This is a genomic window from Streptomyces caniscabiei (assembly GCF_014930365.1).
Taxonomy (GTDB): domain Bacteria; phylum Actinomycetota; class Actinomycetes; order Streptomycetales; family Streptomycetaceae; genus Streptomyces; species Streptomyces caniscabiei.
The window spans coordinates 231,958-250,095 of sequence record NZ_JABXWI010000005.1; the positions used below are offsets into that span (position 1 = coordinate 231,958).

Sequence of the window (18,138 nt, forward strand, 5' to 3'; positions counted from 1 at the left end):
AGGCCATACGCGGAATTCACACAGAAAGCCGAATGCCGGTGCCGACAGCACCCAAATGGGCGTCGGCACCGGCGAGTTGAGCTGCACGAGGGTGGGGTCACCCCACGAGATTCTCGGCCATCTCCTCGGTCAGGCTGGACTCGGTCCCCGGGATGCCGAGGTCCGACGCGCGCTTGTCGGCCATGGCGAGCAGCCGCCGGATCCGGCCCGCGACGGCGTCCTTGGTCAGCGGGGGGTCGGCGAGCGCGCCCAGCTCCTCCAGGGAGGCCTGCTTGTGCTCCATCCGCAGCCGTCCGGCGGCCGCGAGGTGCTCGGGGACGTCGTCGGCGAGGATCTCCAGGGCGCGGCCCACGCGGGCGCCGGCCGCGACGGCGGCACGGGCCGAGCGGCGCAGATTGGCGTCGTCGAAGTTGGCGAGCCGGTTCGCCGTGGCCCGGACCTCGCGGCGCATCCGCCGCTCCTCCCACGCCAGCACGGACTCGTGGGCGCCGAGGCGGGTCAGGAGCGCGCCGATGGCGTCCCCGTCCCGTACGACGACGCGGTCCACGCCCCGTACCTCGCGCGCCTTCGCCCCGATCGAGAGCCGGCGGGCGGCGCCGACCAGCGCGAGGGCGGCCTCGGGGCCCGGGCAGGTCACCTCCAGGGAGGACGAACGGCCGGGTTCGGTGAGCGAACCGTGGGCCAGGAAGGCGCCGCGCCAGGCCGCCTCCGCGTCGCAGGTGGCCCCGGAGACCACCTGGGGCGGCAGACCGCGGATCGGGCGGCCCCGGCCGTCCACCAGGCCGGTCTGGCGGGCCAGCTGGTCACCGCCGGCGACCACCCGGACGACGTAACGGGAACCGCGGCGCAGACCCCCGGGGGCCATCACGATCAGTTCGGACCCGTGTCCGAAGATCTCCGCGATGTCCCGCTTGAGTCTGCGAGCCGCCATCGCTGTGTCCAGCTCCGCCTCGATCACGATGCGGCCGCTCACCAGGTGCAGCCCGCCCGCGAACCGCAGGATCGCCGAGACCTCCGCCTTTCTGCAGCAGGTCCGGGTGACGGGTAGCCGGGAGATCTCGTCCTTCACCGCTGCCGTCATCGCCATGGGCCGATCCTTCCATGCATCCGAAAAATACGGTCGTACGCGGCGGCCAACAGCTCCGGATCATGCCGCGGAGATCCGTCGGTCCGAGCCACCGGCGCCAGCTCGACCGCGGCGCCGAACCGTTTGGCGGCGTCGGTCAGCAAATCGCGGTCGGGCACGGCGGCCTCGTCGGCCAGCACCACGTCCAGGGCGAGTTTAGGGGCGTGTCGTGCCAAAACCTCCAAATGACGCTGCGGGGAGAAGCCATCGGTTTCTCCCGGCTGCGGGGCGAGGTTCAGCGACAGCACCAGTCGGGCCTTGGTCTCGGTGAGGGCGTCGAGCAACTCGGGCACGAGCAGATGCGGGATCACCGAGGAGAACCAGGAGCCGGGGCCGAGGACCACCCAGTCGGCGTCGCGGACCGCCGCCACGGCCTCGGGGACGGCGGGCGGGTCGTGCGGCACGACGTGCACGGACTGCACCTCGCCCGGGGTGAGGGCGACGGTCGCCTGCCCCCGCACGGTGTCGACGTCGTCCGGGCGGGCCGGATCGTGCCCCTTGACCAGCGCCTGGAGCTCCAGCGGGACCGCGGACATGGGCAGCACCCGGCCCTGGGCGCCGAGCAGCCTGCCAACCAGGTCGAGGGCCTGGACGTGGTCGCCGAGCTGTTCCCACAGAGCGACGATCAGCAGATTGCCGACCGCGTGCTCGTGCAGGTCGCCCTTGGACTGGAAGCGGTGCTGGATGACGCGCGCCCAGGTCTGGCCCCAGTCGTCGTCGCCGCAGAGCGCGGCCAGCGCCTTGCGCAGATCGCCGGGCGGCAGGACGCCCAGCTCGTCACGGAGGCGTCCGCTGGAGCCGCCGTCGTCGGCCACCGTGACGACGGCGGTGAGGTCGCCCGTGATCCGGCGCAGCGCGGCGAGCGAGGCGGACAGCCCCATGCCGCCGCCGAGCGCGACGACCTTGGGCTGGGCTCCTCGGCGGCGCGGCCTGGCACCGCGGGCCTCGACGGGCCTGTCCGCACGGCCCTCCGGGGCGACCCGGCGCAGTCTGCTCAACCTGCTCAGCCGGGACGAGGTGGGTCCGGTCACTCGCGCCCCATGTCCCGGTGCACGACCACGGTCTCGACGCCCTGGGAGGCGAGGCGGGCGGCGAGCTTCTCGGAGGTGGCGACCGAGCGGTGCTTGCCACCGGTGCAGCCGACCGCGATGGTCACGTACCGCTTGCCCTCGCGGCGGTAGCCGGCGGCGATCATCTGGAGCAGCTCGGTGTAGCGGTCGAGGAACTCCTTGGCGCCGGGCTGGTTGAAGACGTACGCGGAGACCTCCTCGTTGAGGCCGGTGAACGGGCGCAGCTCCGGGACCCAGTGCGGGTTGGGCAGGAAGCGCATGTCGACGACCAGGTCGGCGTCGACCGGGAGGCCGTACTTGAAGCCGAAGGACATGACGGTCGCCCGCAGCTCGGGCTCCTCCTCGCCGGCGAACTGGGCGTCCATCTTGGCGCGCAGCTCGTGCACGTTGAGGCTGGAGGTGTCGATGACCAGGTCGGCGTCGCCGCGCAGCTCGCGCAGCAGCTCCCGCTCGGCGGCGATCCCGTCGGTGATGCGGCCGTCGCCCTGGAGGGGGTGCGGGCGGCGCACCGACTCGAAGCGGCGCACCAGGGCGTCGTCGGAGGACTCCAGGAAGACGATGCGCCGGGTGACGTGCTTGGTCTCCAGGTCGGCGAGGGAGTCGCGGAGGTTGTCGAAGAAGCGGCGGCCGCGGACGTCGACGACGACCGCGATCCGGGCGACGTTCCCCTGGGAGCGGGCGCCGAGTTCCACCATGGTGGGGATCAGCGCGGGCGGCAGGTTGTCGACGACGAACCAGCCGAGGTCCTCCAGACACTTGGCGGCCGTGGACCGTCCGGCGCCGGACATGCCGGAGATGATGACCAGCTCGGGGATGGCCGCCTCGGGGACCCCGGCTGTTTCGTTGCCCGTACTCACGTGTGCTCCGTCTTCCTGTGGCGCTGGGGGCCTGGGCGTGTCGTCGCCCGCCGCGCTGTGGGCGGCCCCACGCTCCGCTGTGTGCTCGTGGTGCTGTTGTCCTGGACGCTTGGAGCGCTCCGGGGGTTCTGTGTGTTCCCGTCCGGGGCGTTCTTCGTGCTCGGTCATGTCTCCTGCCCTCGCCGCCGGTCCGGGGGGCCCGCGGCCACGGGCTCCCCAGAGGGGTCCGCCGTCGTACCGGGCTCCTCTTCCTCCATGATCTCTCCGGTCGCCGTGTTCACGGCGGGTGCGGCCGGAGCCGCCTCGGCGAGGGCCACGGCGATCGTCTCGGCGGTCTTGCGCCCTATGCCGGGCACCTCGCAGATCTGCTCGATCGTCGCGGACCGCAGCTTCTTCAGCGAGCCGAAGTGCTTCAGCAGGGCCTGCTTGCGAGCCTCCCCGAGGCCGGGCACGTCGTCCAAGGGGCTCGCCCGGAATCGCTTGGCGCGTTTGGTCCGCTGGTAGGTGATGGCGAAGCGGTGGGCCTCGTCACGGACGCGCTGCAGCAGATAGAGGCCCTCGCTGGTGCGGGGCAGGACCACCGGGTCGTCCTCGCCGGGCACCCAGACCTCCTCCAGCCGCTTGGCGAGGCCGCAGACGGCGATGTCGTCGATGCCCAGTTCGTCGAGGGCCCGGCGGGCGGCGGCCACCTGCGGCTGCCCGCCGTCGACGACGACGAGCTGGGGCGGGTAGGCGAACCGCTTGGGGCGGCCGTCGTCGTCCTTGAGACCGCCTGCCGGGCCCTCGGCCGCGTCCTGGGATGCTGCGGCGTCCTCCTCGACCCACTCGCCGGTCTTCTCCTTCTCCGCGAGGTAGCGCCGGAAGCGGCGGGCGATGACCTCGTGCATGGAGCGGACGTCGTCCTGGCCCTCGCCGTGCCAGACCTGGGTGTCGCCGACGCGGCCCTTGATCTGGAAGCGGCGGTACTCGCTCTTGCGGGCCAGTCCGTCCTCGAAGACGACCATGGAGGCCACGACGTCGTCGCCCTGGAGGTGGGAGATGTCGTAGCACTCGATCCTGAGCGGGGCGCTGTCCAGGTCGAGGGCCTCGGCGATCTCCTCCAGGGCGCGGGAGCGGGTGGTGAGGTCGGAGGCGCGCCTGGTCTTGTGCAGCACGAGCGACTGCTGGGCGTTGCGCGCGACCGTCTCCATGAGCGCCTTCTTGTCCCCGCGCTGCGGGATGCGCAGGGAGACCATGGCCCCCCGGCGCTCGGTGAGCCACTCCTGCACGGGGCCCACGGGGTCGGGCAGCGCCGGGACGAGGACCTCCTTGGGCACGGAGTCGCCGGTCTCCTCGCCGTACAGCTGCTGGAGCGCGTGTTCGACGAGGTCACCGGTGGTGACGGCCTCGACCTTGTCGGTGACCCAGCCGCGCTGGCCGCGCACCCGTCCGCCGCGGACGTGGAAGATCTGGACGGCCGCCTCCAGCTCGTCCTCGGCGACGGCGATCAGGTCGGCGTCGGTCGCGTCGGCGAGCACGACCGCGTTCTTCTCCATCGCCTTCTTCAGGGCCTCGATGTCGTCCCGCAGCCGGGCGGCCCGCTCGTACTCCATCTCCTCGGCCGCGTCCGTCATCCGCTTCTCCAGACGACGGATGTACGTGCCCGTGCGCCCGGCCATGAAGTCGCTGAACTCCTCGGCCAGTTCGCGGTGGTCCTCGGCGGAGATCCGGTCGACGCAGGGGGCCGAGCACTTGCCGATGTAACCGAGGAGACAGGGGCGGCCGGTGCGGGCCGCGTTCTTGAACACCCCGGCCGAGCAGGTGCGCACCGGGAAGACGCGCAGCAGCAGGTCGACGGTGTCCCGGATCGCCCACGCGTGCGCGTACGGCCCGAAGTACCGCACGCCCTTCTTCTTGTGACCGCGCATCACCTGCACGCGCGGGTACTGCTCGTTCATCGTGACCGCGAGGTAGGGGTAGCTCTTGTCGTCGCGGTACTTGACGTTGAACCGGGGGTCGAACTCCTTGATCCAGGAGTACTCCAGCTGAAGCGCCTCGACCTCCGTGGACACCACGGTCCACTCCACGGAGGCGGCCGTGGTGACCATCGAGCGGGTGCGCGGGTGGAGGCCGGCCAGGTCCTGGAAGTAGTTGGCCAGGCGCTGGCGCAGGCTCTTCGCCTTCCCGACGTAGATCACCCGGCGGTGCTCGTCACGGAACTTGTACACCCCGGGGGAGTCCGGGATCTGTCCCGGACTGGGGCGGTAGCTGGAGGGATCGGCCATGCACCACACCCTACTGGCGGGGAGTGACAACCCGGGGGCCCTGTGGACAAGGGCCGACGCCCCCGGTGCTAGCGCGTCTCCAGGAACGTCAGCACGGCCAGTACCCGGCGGTGGTCGTCCGGTTCCTCGGGCAGTCTCAGCTTCCCCAGGATGCTCCGCACATGCTTCTCCACCGTCCCCTCGGTGACCCACAGCCGCCGGCCGATCCCCGCGTTGGACCGCCCCTCGGCCATCAGGCCGAGGACCTCCCGCTCCCGGTTGCTGAGCATCGACAGCGGGTCGTCACGTCGCTGCGCGGCGACCAGCTCCTGCACCAGCGACGGGTCCACCACCGACCCGCCGCGCCGGATCCGGTCCAGCGTCTCCAGGAACTCGTCCACGACGGTGATCCGGCTCTTGAGCAGATATCCGATGCTGCGCCCGCCCGCCAGCAGCTCCAGCGCGTCCTCGACCTCGACGAACGCCGACAGCACGAGGATCCCGACCGACGGGTACCGCTCCCGGATCTCCCGCGCGGCCTTCAGCCCCTCCGTGGACTGCGTCGGCGGCATCCGGATGTCGACGATGGCGATGTCCGGAAGCTCGTTCTCCACCAGCTCCATGAGTCCCGCGGCGTCACCGGCCTGACCGGTCACCTCGTATCCGACGCGCTCGCAGAGGCTCGCCAGGCCCTCCCGCAGCAGCACGTCGTCGTCCGCGAGCACCACTCGTCCGCGCACCGGGTGCGTATCGGCCTCCATGGTCTCGGTCTCCCCCTTGCCCGACCTGTCCCGTTTGTCTCAACAGCCTGCCTGAACACGGTCTTACGGCTAGCCGGAAGCCTAGTTGGGGGCGGGCCGTGAAGACACCTGAACGTTTGGCCGCGATGCTCGAAGAAGCGCAGCCGCGGACGGCACCGGCGACTCTGACGAGAGACGGCGAGGCATCCGCATGCCCGAGAGCCGGACGGCCGTCTCCGCCGTCCGATTCGACCGCCCGGAACGTACGCCCGTACCGAGTCCCGGACTCCCCCCTTTGAACGGGCCTCACCGCGTACGCTTCGGGCGGTCACACGCGCGTCGCGACGGCCGTCGCGGCCTCCTCGGGCGGGGTCAGCGGCAGCCGCACGCTCAGCGTCGTCCCGCCGCCGGGCGGGCTGGTGACCGTCAACCTGCCGCCGATCGCTTCCACCCGGTCGATGAGCCCGATCAGTCCCGATCCCTTGTCGGGTTCGGCTCCCCCGACGCCGTCGTCCCGGATGAGCAGCTCCAGCACGCCCGCGCGTTCCTCCGCCGCGACCGTCACCACGCTCGCGCGCGCGTGCTTGACGGCGTTGGTGAGGCTCTCGGAGGTGACGTAGTACGCGGCCACCTCGACCTGTTCCGGGAAGCGGGTGCGGGCGAACCCGAGGTCGAGCTCCACGGGGACGGCGGAGCGGCGGGCCAGGGTACGCAGGGCGGGGCCCAGGCCGCCCTTGGAGAGGATGGAGGGGTGGATGCCCCGGGCGACCTGGAGCAGGTCCTGGAAGGCGTCGTCGAGACCCTTGGCCAGATGGTCCAGCTGCCGGGCGAGCTCGGAGGAGGGGTCGTCCACCAGGGTCTCCGTCATCCGCAGCTCCAGCTGGAGGGAGACCAGGCGCTGCTGGACGCCGTCGTGCAGATCGCGTTCGATGCGGCGCCGCGAGGCGTCCCCGGCGGCGACCACGCGCGCGCGTGAGGCGGTCAGCTGGTCGCGGCTGTCGGCGTTGGCGATCGCGGTGGCGATCAGCGCGGTGAAGTCGGCGAGCCGGGACTCGGCACCGCCGGGCAGCGGATCGGTCAGCGAGGCCGCCACGACCACCCCCCAGATCCGGCCGTCGACGACGATGGGGGCGCCCACGGCGGTCTCCGACCGGACCACGCACCGGGTCCGGGCCACCTCGTCGATGGTCCTGGCGGCCGCCTCCCGGCGGGTCAGGCAGGCGGCTTCGACTTCGTCCACGCGCGCGTGCGCGACCCCGAGGACCTTGACGCCGCCGTCGGGCTCGTACCGGATGACGGCCGAGGCCGTGCCCAGCAGCGACGCGACCTCCTCCGCCACCGTCGCGAACACCTCGGCCGGCGGCACCCCGCGCGCGACCGCGGTGGCGACCCGGCGCAGCGCGGCCTGTTCGAGCGCGGCCCGGCGGCTCTCGGTCACATCGCGGGCGGCGGCGTAGATGAGGCCCTCCTCGTGGACCGACCGGGCGCTCCACTGGAGCCAGCGTTCGGTGCCGTCGGGCCGGAGGTACCGGTTCTCGAACTCGGCGACCTCGGCGCCGCTCGCCAGCAGCGCGACGGCCGCCCGGGTGCTCTCCCGGTCGTCCTCGTGGACGAAGTCGAGGAACGGCCGGGAGGTCAGGGTCCGGACCGGATAGCCCAGGGTGCGTTCGAAGGCCGGGTTGACGCGCTTGAAGTAGCCGTCGACGCCGCTGATGCAGAGCAGGTCCAGGGAGAGGTTGAAGATGCCCTCCAGTTCCCGTTCCGCCCGCCGGCGCCGGCCGTGGGCCGCGGCGAAGGACGCCATCGTGCCGTTCATGCCGCCCAGCAGCTGGGCCCAGGTGCCGTCGAAGGAGTCGACGTCGGCGCGGTGTCCGAGCCGGCCCGCGTCGATCGCGGTGTTCATGTCCCGGATCTCGCCCGCCAGCCGCTCGCTGGTCACCCGCAGCTCGCGGAACGTGTCGGCGACGTCGCCGAGTTCGTCGCGCCCCGCGTAGCGGATGTCGTACGAGAGGTCGCCGTCCGAGAGGGCGCGGGCGCCCTCGGAGACCTCGCCGAGGGGGCGGGTGATCGAGCGGCACAGGGCGAGCGCGAGGAAGGTGACGAGGGCCAGGACGACGAGGCAGATCGTCAGTTCGATGAAGGTGCGGGTGCTGGTGGTGCGCAGGTCCCGGTGCGCGGTGTCGTCCAGTTGCCTGGCGGCCCGGTCGCGGATGCCGCGCAGGGCGTCGGTGTAGTCCTCGGACTCGCCTAGCCAGTCGGCGTACGAGGGCCAGTCGGCGGGCTGGGGATCGGGGTCGGCGACCAGGTCGCGGGCCGCGCGGACCGCGCGTCCGGGGGCCTGGAACCTCGCGGCGTGCAGTTCGGCCTTCAGCTCGTCCGAAGCGGTCTGCTGGAACGCCCTGAGCTGGGCCTTCTCCAGTTCGGTCCAGCGGCCCGCGGCGGTGGCGTGTCCGTCGCCGGGCGCGTGGAAGAGGATGGCGAGCTCCGCGCGTTCGCTCTCGGCGGCGGCGACGGCCCGCAGCATCGCGATGTGGGCGTCCGCCGCCCGGCCCGCGGCCCGGGTGGGCCGCCCGGATTCGAGGTCGGCGACGATGTCGAGCACCTTGTTCTCGATCGCCTCGTACCGCTGGGCGACGGTCGGCGCCTCCAGGGACCCGGTGCCCGTCTGGACCCTGAGGGCGTGCAGCTGGCGGCGCACGGAGTCGAGGATCCCGGCGTCGTCGGACTCCGTGCGGCCGACGGTCTCCTCGAAGGCCCGGCGCAGCGCGTGGTCGGTGGCCCGCTGGGCCTCGGTCCGCTCGCGCAGGGCGTCCGGTGCGGCACTCAGCCGGGCTTCCACCGCGGCGATCCGCTCCCGGGCGACGGCGTCGGAGACCTCGCTGATCTCGAAGGACACCTCGATCGCGGTGTCGAAGTCGCGCAGGGTGCGGGCCTCACGCCCCTGGTCGACGGCGGCGAACGCCGTGACGGCCAGCAGGACGGTGACCGGCAGCAGGACGAGCAGCGTCAGCTTGGGACCGACGCGCAGCCGGGACAGGAACGGGACGGTGTCCACGGCCGCGGCGCGGCGGGGCGCCGGCTTCGTCTCGGGGCGCGGCGCGGGGGCCGGTCGGCTGGGCGGTGGGCGGAGCACGGCGGGGCCTCACGGACCGGTCGGGGGGTAGTGACCGTGGTCCGCCAGATCCTTGTCGACGGCGCGCACCGCCTCGTCGAGGGCGGGCCGTACCGCCGCTCCCTTCATGATCTTCGCGAACGCCTCGGCGAAGGCGTCGGTGATCGCCGGGTAGGCGGGGGTCTGCGGCCGGGGGCGGGCGGCGCCGCCCCGCAGCTGCTCTATGTAGAGGCGCGCGGGCCCGCCCTCGGCGAACGCGTCGGTGCGTTCGACGGCGGTGCCGGTGGCGGGGATGGCGCCGTTGACGTCGGTCATCCGCAGGACTTCGTCGGGGCGCAGCAGGAAGGACAGGAAACGCCAGACCGCGTCGCCGTCGGCCGCGCCCGCGGGCACGCCCCACTGCCAGGAGCCCATCCCGGTGGCGCTGCCCGTGCCGAAGTCGGGCAGCGGCACGATCGCCACGTCGCCGGGGTGGGCCTCGGTGTAGCGCCCGTACCACCAGTGGCCGGTCCAGGAGACGGGACTGCGGTCCTTCTGGAAGGCCTCGGCGTCCTTGTTCTCGTCCACGTATCCCGCCTTCACCCAGCCCTGCAGCGTCGTCAGCGCCTCGACCGTCCGCGGCCCGTTGAGCACTCCGTCGGCCGTCCGGTAGGTGGAGCGTTCGATCAGGTCGCCGCCCGCCGACCAGACGGCCGGCGCGAAGCCGTACGTCCCCCATTCCGTGCCGGCCCACGGCAGCTGGAGGTCGAGGGGCCTGTCGTAGCCCAGGGCGCGCAGTTTCTTCAGGATGCCGGTGAACTCGTCGGCGGTCCAGGCGTCGTCGACGCCCTTCGGGACGCGTACGCCCGCTTCCTTCAGCACCGACGGCCGTACGTACAGGCCGAGTCCGGAGTCGAACGTGCCGAGGCCCCACAGCCGGCCGCGGTAGGTGCCCTGTTCGAGGACGGACGGGAGCAGGTCCGCGCGCAGGGCCTCCGGGACGCAGGAGTCGATGGGCCTGAGATGGCCGGCCCAGGCGTGGCTGAACAGCTTCGGGGCGTCGAAGTCGAGCAGGTCGGGCAGTTCCCCGTCGGCGGCGGCCGCGCGGACGAGGTCCTCGTAGTCGCCCTCCGGGACGTCGACCAGACGGACCGTCACCTCGTCCTGGGCGGTGTTGAACGCCTCGACCTGGGCGCGTACGGCGTCCAGTTCACCGCGCGCGGACGGTTCGTGGAACCACATCGTGATCTGCGCGGGGGCGTCGATCCGTCCGTCGCAGGTCGCGTCGGCGGCCCGCCGCGGGCGCTCGCCGTCGTCATCGCCCGCCTCGCAGCCCCCGAGCAGCAGGGTCATGCAGAGCGCGAGCGCCGCCCGGGCGCGAAGGGGCGTCCGCCGGACGCGGAGGCGTCCGGTCGTCCGGGGAGCGCTCCGCCGGGGCCGGGCGGCGCGGGTCACGGACCGCTCTTCGGGTAACCGTCGTGGGCGGCGAGATCCTGGTCGATGGCCTCGACCGCGTCATCCAACGTCTTCTCGACGGGTGCTCCGGAGAAGACGATGTCGGCGACGGCGTGCGAGAAGGCGACGGTGACCGCCGGGTACGCCGGGGTCTGCGGCCTGGGCCGGGCGACACCGCCGCGCAGCTGCTCGATGAACAGCCGCTCCGCGCCGTCCTCGTCGTACAGCGGGGAGAGCTTCACGGCTCCCTCGGTGCCGGGGATCGCGCCGTTGGCCTCGCTCATCCGGGCCACCTGCCCGGGTCGCAGCAGGTACTCCAGGAAGCGCCACACCGCGTCGCCGTCGGCGTCCCCGGAGGGGATGCCCCACTGCCAGGAGCCCATGCCGGTGACGGTGCCCGTGCCGAAGTCGGGCAGCGGCACGATCGCCACGTCGCCCGGGTGCGCCTCGCTGAACTCCCCGTACTTCCAGTGCCCCATCCAGGAGATGGGCGTGCGGCCCTTCACGAAGGCGCTCTTGTCCTTCTCCCGGTCCCTGTCGACGTAGCCCTCCTCCACCCAGCGCTGCATGGTGGTGAGCGCCTCGACGGACTCGGGGCTGTTGAGGAACCCGTCGGCCGTGCGGAACTCCACGGGGTCGATGAGGTCGCCGCCGGCGGACCACACGGCGGGTGCGAAGGCGTAGGTGTTCCACTCGTCGGCGGTCCTGGAGTCGATGAAGTTCAGGTCGAGCGGTGCCTCGTAGCCCGCCTCGCGCAGGGTGCGCAGGATCCCGGTCAGCTCGTCGGCGGTCCAGGCGTCGTCGACGCCCTTCGGGATGCGCACGCCCGCTTCCTTCAGCACCGACGGCCGTACGTACAGGCCGAGTCCGGAGTCGAACGTGCCGACCCCCCACAGCCGGCCGTCGTAGGTGCCCTGTTCCCGGACGGAGGGCAGCAGGTCCTTCCTGGTCCTCTCGGGGACGCAGGAGTCGATCGGCCTGAGCGTGCCGGACCAGGCGTAGCTGTAGAGGTTCGGGCCGTCGAAGTCGAGCAGGTCCGGCAGATCGCCGCTGGCCGCCGCGGACAGCACCAGCTCGGTGTACGGGCGCTGCTCGGGCAGGGTGACCAGCTCGACCCGTACCTGCTCCTGGGCTCCGTTGAACTCCTTGACCTGGCGCTGGAGCGTGGTCTGCTCGCCGCTCTGGCCCGCGTGGAACCACATCGTGATGTGGGCGGTTCCGTCGATCCGGCCGTCGCAGGTCGTGTCGCCCGCCGCCTTGTTCTCCTCGTCCACCCGGCCGTCGCCGTCGCCGGAGCCACATCCGGCCAGGAGCAGCGCGACAGCCGCCACGCCCGACATCAGGGCACGGCGGACAGGACGTTTTCCGAGGTCCCGGCATTGCGTGTTCATCGCACACCCCCACTCGACCGGACGGCACGGCCCCCAGGGCGACGACATGCTACTCCTCGTGTCGCGTGCGATTCCCTGAGTGAGGTGAACCCCTCGATCCGGCACAGGACTTCAGCACATTCCCGCTGACGGGTGTCCGGCGGCGACGACACTTTACGGCTAGCCGGAATGTATGCACCTGACCCCCTTGGAAGGCTGTGCCCATGTCCATGCGCTGTCTCATCGTCGATGACAGTGCCCGGTTCCTGGAGGCCGCCCGTACGCTGCTGGAGCACGACGGCGTGCACGTCGTCGGTGTGGCGTCCACGGGCGCCGAGGCACTGGCACGGGCCGGGGAACTGGCCCCGGATCTGGTCCTGCTGGACATCGACCTCGACGGCGAGAGCGGACTGGAGCTCGCGCCGAGGCTCGCGCGCACCGCTGCCCCCGTCATCGTGCTGATCTCCACGCACGCGCCGGACGACGTCCAGGAACTCGTGGCGACCACTCCCGCCCGGGGTTTTCTGCACAAGTCGAAGCTCTCGGGACAGGCGCTGCGGGCCCTGTCGGGGCCCGATCGCGGGGCGTCGGAGCATTGAGGAACCCGGCGACGGTGTCCGGCCATGTCACGCGGCAGGTGTTGTCGGGACCTGACCGACACGCTTCAATGCGGAGGAACTCGGAGCGAGGAACGCGGCCGTACGGATGTGAAGGCGGACGGCCGCCCAGGGTTCCTGGAGCCCCGAGCGTCCGCCGGGCGCCCGATCGGCACGCGCGGTCCCGAGCACGCGTCGCGCACTCGTCATCGTCTACGGAAAGGTCCCTGCATGCGGCACGCCACAGAGCACGCGGACGTCGCGGCGGTCACGGACGTCGCAGCCGTCGCGGACGTCGCCACGGCGGAGCTGGAGTCGGTCCTGCGGGGCGGCCCCTTCCATGTCGCCCTGCGCGCCGCGATCGCCGCCCGCGGGCTGCCGCTGCAGCGCGTGCAGCACCATCTGACGCGCCACGGGGTCAAGGTCGGTGTCACCAGCCTCAGTTACTGGCAGCAGGGCGCCCGGCGTCCGCAGCGTCCCGAGTCGCTGCGGGCGGTGCGGGCCCTGGAGGAGATCCTGCAACTGCCGGACGAGTCGCTGATCCGGCTGCTCGCGCGGGCCGACGAGCAGTCCGGTCCGCAGCGCCCCGCCGGCCGCTCGTACCGCTCGGTGGTGGAGGCCTCCGGCGTTCTCCGGCGGCTCCTCGCCGAGCTGGACGTGCCGCTCGACGGCGGGGTGCACACCGTCGGCCACCACGAGCGGGTCCGGATCGGGGCCCGTCGCGAGCTGCTCGGCCGCGAGTCCCAGCAGATCGTGCGCGCCCACAGGGACGGGGTGGACCGCTATGTGGCCGTCCACCACGGCGATCCGGGCTGCGCGCCGGAGCGGACGGCCGTCCGTGCCCTGGAGAACTGCCGCAGCGGACGCGTGCGCTGGGACCCGGACACCGGTGTCCTGGTCGCCGAGCTCCTCTTCGACACGCGGCTGCGCAGCGGCGACACCCACCTCTTCCGCTACGGCTTCGACGACGGCACGGGCGGTGTCTGCACCGAGTACGTCCGCGCCTTCCGCTCCACCGGCGGCCAGTACGCCCTCCAGGTCCGGTTCGACGACCGTGCCCTGCCCCTGCGCTGCCACCGTTTCAGCCAGCACTCCGCCGCGGCCCCGCGCGGCGGCCGGCAGAACCTCGCCCTGAGCGGCCTCCACCGCACGGTGCACCTCGTCGAACCCCGGGCGCGGACGGGGATCGTGGGCATCGGCTGGGAGTGGGAGTGAGCGGCCGGGCCGAGCCGGGGGCTGAGCGGCCGGCCGGGGACTGAGCCGCCGGGCCGGGGTCTTGGCCGCCGGAGTCCGAGGGCCGGGGAGCACGGCCGGCGGTGGGGTCGGCGCCGGGGCGGGCGCCGTCGCGGGGCGTACGCCTTTGCGGTACGTTCCGGGCCGAGAGCCCCCAGAAAGGATCCGTCCCGTGATCGTCGTCGCCGGTGAAGCCCTGATCGACCTCGTGCCGCAGGGTGCGGGCGCGCTCGTGGATCTGCGGCCGGCTCGCGGCGGCGGCCCCTACAACACGGCCGTGGCGCTCGGCCGTCTCGGCTCTCCCACCGCCTTCTGCTCCCGGGTGTCGTACGACGTCCACGGGGAGGCCCTGCTCACCGGTCTGCGCGAGGCCGGTGTGGACGTGGCCGCCGTGCAGCGGGGCTCCGAACCCACGACCCTCGCCCTGGCCTCGGTCGGCACGGACGGCTCGGCCCGGTACTCCTTCTACGTCGAGGGCAGCGCCGACCGCCTGTTCGAGACGCCCGGCCGGCTTCCCGAGGGTACCCGGGCCGTCTCCTTCGGCACCTGCTCGCTGGTCCTGGAGCCCGGCGCGAGCGCGTACGAGAAGCTGCTGCACACGACCGCCGCCCAGGGGGTGTTCACCGCCCTCGACCCCAACGTCCGGCCGGGTCTGATCCCGGACGCGGACGCCTACCGGGCGCGTTTTCGGAGCTGGTTGCCCTCGGTGTCGTTGCTCAAGCTCTCCGAGGAGGACGCGCGGTGGCTGGGCGGCACCCCCCGTCTGTGGCTGGACTCCGGCCCGGCCGCCGTCGTGGTCACGCACGGCGGCGACGGGCTGACCGTCCACACCCGGGCCGGCGGGGAGCACTCCGTACCGGGCGAGAAGGTCGACGTCGTCGACACCATCGGCGCCGGTGACACCGTCAACGCGGCCCTCCTGCACGGCCTGGCGGTCCGGGACGCGCTCTCCGGCGCGGCCCTCGCCGCCCTGGGCGCCGAGGACTGGACCCGGCTGCTGCGCTTCGCGGCCCGCGCGGCGGCGATCACCTGCTCCCGCGCGGGCGCGGAACCCCCGTACGCGGCGGAGGTGGGCGAGCCGCGGCTCCACTCCCCCGCGGTGCGGGAGGGCTGACGCGAGTTCCGCTGACGCCGGGCGGGTGCGGCCGGCGAGTGAACGGGCGGCGGCCCGTGGGGAGGTTCCCACGGGCCGCCGTGTTCTTCCCGGTGCGACAGCGCGCGCCGCTCGGACGCCTCAGGCCTTGGGCGCCCGCGTGGTCTTCTTCGCGGGAGCGGCCTTCTTGGCGGTCGCGGCGGCCTTCTTCGCGGCCGTGGTCTTGGCCGCGGTGGTCCTGCCTGCCGTGGACTTGGGCGCCGACGTCTTGGCCGCCGTCGTCTTCGCCGCCGATGTCTTGGCCGCCGTGGTGGTCCGGGCCGTCGTCGTCTTCCGCGCGGTCGCGCCGGCGGCGACGGTCTTCTTCGCCGTGGTCCTGCGCGGGGCCTTCACCGGGGCCGCGTCGCTGATCCGGTCGGCGCCGAGGATCTCCCGCAGGAACTTGCCCGTGTGGCTGGCCGGCACCCCGGCGACCTGCTCGGGCGTGCCCTCCGCGATGACGAGGCCACCGCCGGCGCCGCCCTCGGGACCCATGTCCACGACCCAGTCGGCGGTCTTGATGACATCGAGGTTGTGCTCGATGACGATGACCGTGTTGCCCTTGTCGACCAGGCCGGAGAGCACCTTGAGGAGCTTGCTGATGTCCTCGAAGTGCAGACCGGTGGTCGGCTCGTCCAGGACGTAGACCGTGCGGCCGGTGGAGCGCTTCTGCAACTCGCTGGCGAGCTTCACGCGCTGTGCCTCACCGCCGGACAGGGTGGTCGCGGCCTGGCCGAGCCGGACGTAGCCGAGGCCGACGTCCTTGAGGGTCCTGAGGTGGCGGGCGATCGCGGGGACGGCCTCGAAGAAGTCGGTCGCCTCCTCGATCGGCATGTTCAGCACGTCGGCGATGGACCTGCCCTTGTAGTGGACCTCCAGGGTCTCCCGGTTGTACCGGGCGCCGTGGCAGACCTCGCACGGGACGTAGACGTCCGGGAGGAAGTTCATCTCGATCTTGATGGTGCCGTCGCCCGCGCAGTTCTCGCAGCGGCCGCCCTTGACGTTGAAGGAGAAGCGGCCGGGCAGATAGCCGCGGACCTTCGCCTCGGTGGTCTCGGCGAACAGCTTGCGGACGTGGTCGAAGACGCCGGTGTACGTGGCCGGGTTGGACCGGGGCGTCCGGCCGATCGGCGACTGGTCGACGTGCACGACCTTGTCGACGAGGTCGTCGCCGTCCACGCGCGTGTGCCGTCCCGGAACGCTCCTGGCGCCGTTCAGCTCGCGGGCCAGGTGTGTGTACAGGATGTCGTTGACCAGCGTCGACTTGCCGGATCCGGAGACGCCGGTGACCGCCGTGAAGACACCCAGGGGGAACGAGACGTCGATGTCCTGGAGGTTGTTCTCGCGGGCGCCGTGCACCGTGAGCTGCCGGGTCGGGTCGAGCGGGCGGCGGATGTCGGGCAGCGGGATGGCCTTGCGACCCGACAGGTACTGCCCGGTCTGCGACTCGGCGTTGCCGAGCAGTTCCTTCAGGGAGCCGCTGTGCACGACCTTGCCGCCGTGCTCACCGGCGCCGGGGCCGATGTCGACGATCCAGTCGGCCATCTTGATGGTGTCCTCGTCGTGCTCGACGACGATGAGCGTGTTGCCCATGTCGCGCAGCCGGACCAGGGTCTCGATGAGCCGGTGGTTGTCACGCTGGTGCAGACCGATGGAGGGCTCGTCGAGGACGTAGAGCACGCCGACGAGGCCGGAGCCGATCTGGGTGGCCAGGCGGATGCGCTGGGCCTCGCCGCCGGAGAGCGTGCCGGCCGCGCGGTTCAGCGAGAGGTAGTCCAGGCCGACGTCGACCAGGAACCGCAGCCGCTCGTTGACCTCCTTCAGCACGCGCTCGGCGATCTTCTTGTCGCGGGCGCTCAGCTTCAGCTCGCCCAGGAAGTCCGCGCAGTCGCTGATCGACATGGCGGAGACCTCGGCGATCGACTTCTCCATGATCGTGACCGCGAGGACGATCGGCTTCAGCCGGGTGCCCTCACAGGTGGGGCAGGGCACCTCGCGCATGTAGCCCTCGAAGCGCTCACGGCTGGCGTCGCTCTCGGCCTCGCTGTGCCGCCGCTTCACGAAGGGGACGGCGCCCTCGAAGGCCGTCGTGTACACCCGCTCCCGGCCGTACCGGTTGCGGTAGCGCACCTCGATCTGCGTCTTGTGGCCGTACAGCAGAGCCTTCTTCGCGCGCTGTGGGAGACCGGCGAAGGGGATGTCGGTCCGGAACCCCAGGGCGTCCGCGAGGGCTCCGATGAGGCGGCCGAAGTAGTCCTTGGTGTGGCCGTGCGACCAGGGGTGGATGGCGCCCTCGTCGAGCGACTTGTCCTCGTCCGGGACGATCAGCTCGGCGTCGACCTCCATGCGCGTACCGATGCCGGAGCAGTCGGGGCAGGCGCCGAAGGGCGAGTTGAAGGAGAAGGAGCGGGGCTCCAGCTCCTCGAAGGACAGGTCGTCGTACGGACAGTACAGGTGCTCCGAGAACATGCGCTCGCGCTCGGGGTCGTCCTCGGGGAGGTCGACGAAGTCGAGCACGACCATGCCGCCGGACAGACCGAGGGCCGTCTCCACGGAGTCGGTGAGGCGGCGCTTGGCGGTGTCCTTCACCGTGAGGCGGTCGACGACCACCTCGATGGTGTGCTTCTCCTGCTTCTTCAGGGTGGGCGGGCTGGAGAGCTGGACGGTCTCGCCGTCCACCCGGGCGCGGCTGTACCCCTTGGTCTGGAGGTCCGCGAAGAGGTCGACGAACTCGCCCTTGCGCTCCCGCACGAGCGGGGACAGCACCTGGAAGCGGCTGCCCTCCGGCAGCTCCAGCACCCGGTCGACGATCGCCTGCGGCGACTGGCGGGAGATCGGGCGGCTGCACTGCGGACAGTGCGGCTTGCCGATCCGCGCGAAGAGCAGGCGCAGGTAGTCGTAGACCTCGGTGATGGTGCCGACCGTCGAGCGCGGGTTGCGCGAGGTCGACTTCTGGTCGATGGAGACCGCCGGGGACAGACCCTCGATGAAGTCGACGTCCGGCTTGTCCATCTGCCCGAGGAACTGGCGGGCGTAGGAGGAGAGCGACTCGACGTACCGGCGCTGCCCCTCGGCGAAGATCGTGTCGAAGGCCAGCGAGGACTTGCCCGACCCCGACAGGCCCGTGAAGACGATGAGCGAGTCGCGTGGCAGGTCGAGCGAGACGTTCTTCAGGTTGTGCTCGCGCGCGCCACGGACGATGAGACGGTCGGCCACGCCGGTCCG

General features: G+C 72.1%; 12 protein-coding genes. 3 read left to right on the forward strand and 9 right to left on the reverse strand.

Annotation, left to right across the window (positions count from 1 at the left end):
- Positions 1–97 precede the first annotated feature (97 nt).
- The 8 genes from whiA to HW837_RS16165 form a co-directional block, all read right to left on the reverse strand.
- On the reverse strand, positions 98–1,087 hold the full coding sequence (gene whiA, locus HW837_RS16130; protein WP_045560949.1) for a DNA-binding protein WhiA: 990 nt from the start codon (positions 1,085–1,087) through the stop codon (positions 98–100).
- Positions 1,078–2,157, reverse strand: a complete 1,080-nt coding sequence (locus tag HW837_RS16135; RefSeq protein ID WP_045560950.1) for a gluconeogenesis factor YvcK family protein — start codon at positions 2,155–2,157, stop codon at positions 1,078–1,080. Before HW837_RS16135 ends, whiA begins: the two co-directional genes overlap by 10 nt.
- Positions 2,154–3,221: an RNase adapter RapZ gene (gene rapZ, locus HW837_RS16140; RefSeq protein ID WP_045560951.1), complete on the reverse strand. Its 1,068-nt coding sequence runs from the start codon at positions 3,219–3,221 to the stop codon at positions 2,154–2,156. The genes HW837_RS16135 and rapZ overlap by 4 nt, the downstream gene beginning before the upstream one ends.
- On the reverse strand, positions 3,218–5,317 hold the full coding sequence (uvrC, locus tag HW837_RS16145; RefSeq protein ID WP_045560952.1) for an excinuclease ABC subunit UvrC: 2,100 nt from the start codon (positions 5,315–5,317) through the stop codon (positions 3,218–3,220). Before uvrC ends, rapZ begins: the two co-directional genes overlap by 4 nt.
- Before the next feature lie 68 nt (positions 5,318–5,385).
- Positions 5,386–6,057: a response regulator transcription factor gene (locus HW837_RS16150; protein WP_045560953.1), complete on the reverse strand. Its 672-nt coding sequence runs from the start codon at positions 6,055–6,057 to the stop codon at positions 5,386–5,388.
- A gap of 307 nt (positions 6,058–6,364) precedes the next feature.
- Positions 6,365–9,169 carry a PAS domain S-box protein gene (locus tag HW837_RS16155; RefSeq protein ID WP_093788380.1) on the reverse strand — a complete coding sequence of 935 codons (2,805 nt, stop codon included), beginning with the start codon at positions 9,167–9,169 and terminating at the stop codon, positions 6,365–6,367.
- Positions 9,170–9,178: 9 nt separating this feature from the next.
- On the reverse strand, positions 9,179–10,582 hold the full coding sequence (locus tag HW837_RS16160) for an ABC transporter substrate-binding protein (protein ID WP_234442710.1): 1,404 nt from the start codon (positions 10,580–10,582) through the stop codon (positions 9,179–9,181).
- The gene (locus tag HW837_RS16165; protein WP_045560956.1) at positions 10,579–11,973 is read right to left on the reverse strand and encodes an ABC transporter substrate-binding protein; all 1,395 of its coding nucleotides are present in this window, start codon (positions 11,971–11,973) and stop codon (positions 10,579–10,581) included. The genes HW837_RS16160 and HW837_RS16165 overlap by 4 nt, the downstream gene beginning before the upstream one ends.
- Before the next feature lie 203 nt (positions 11,974–12,176).
- Between HW837_RS16165 and HW837_RS16170 the strand changes: the two genes are divergently transcribed.
- The 3 genes from HW837_RS16170 to HW837_RS16180 all read left to right on the forward strand — a co-directional run bounded on the left by HW837_RS16170 (position 12,177) and on the right by HW837_RS16180 (position 14,895).
- Positions 12,177–12,551: a response regulator gene (locus tag HW837_RS16170; protein ID WP_045560957.1), complete on the forward strand. Its 375-nt coding sequence runs from the start codon at positions 12,177–12,179 to the stop codon at positions 12,549–12,551.
- 228 nt (positions 12,552–12,779) lie between these two features.
- Positions 12,780–13,763 carry a hypothetical protein gene (locus HW837_RS16175; protein ID WP_045560958.1) on the forward strand — a complete coding sequence of 328 codons (984 nt, stop codon included), beginning with the start codon at positions 12,780–12,782 and terminating at the stop codon, positions 13,761–13,763.
- Positions 13,764–13,953: 190 nt separating this feature from the next.
- The gene (locus tag HW837_RS16180) at positions 13,954–14,895 is read left to right on the forward strand and encodes a carbohydrate kinase family protein (protein ID WP_193380822.1); all 942 of its coding nucleotides are present in this window, start codon (positions 13,954–13,956) and stop codon (positions 14,893–14,895) included.
- A 120-nt stretch (positions 14,896–15,015) separates the two neighbouring features.
- Here HW837_RS16180 and uvrA read toward each other — a convergent pair whose 3' ends face one another.
- Positions 15,016–18,129, reverse strand: coding sequence for an excinuclease ABC subunit UvrA (uvrA, locus tag HW837_RS16185; RefSeq protein ID WP_193380821.1), 3,114 nt, complete (start codon positions 18,127–18,129; stop codon positions 15,016–15,018).
- Positions 18,130–18,138 lie beyond the last annotated feature (9 nt).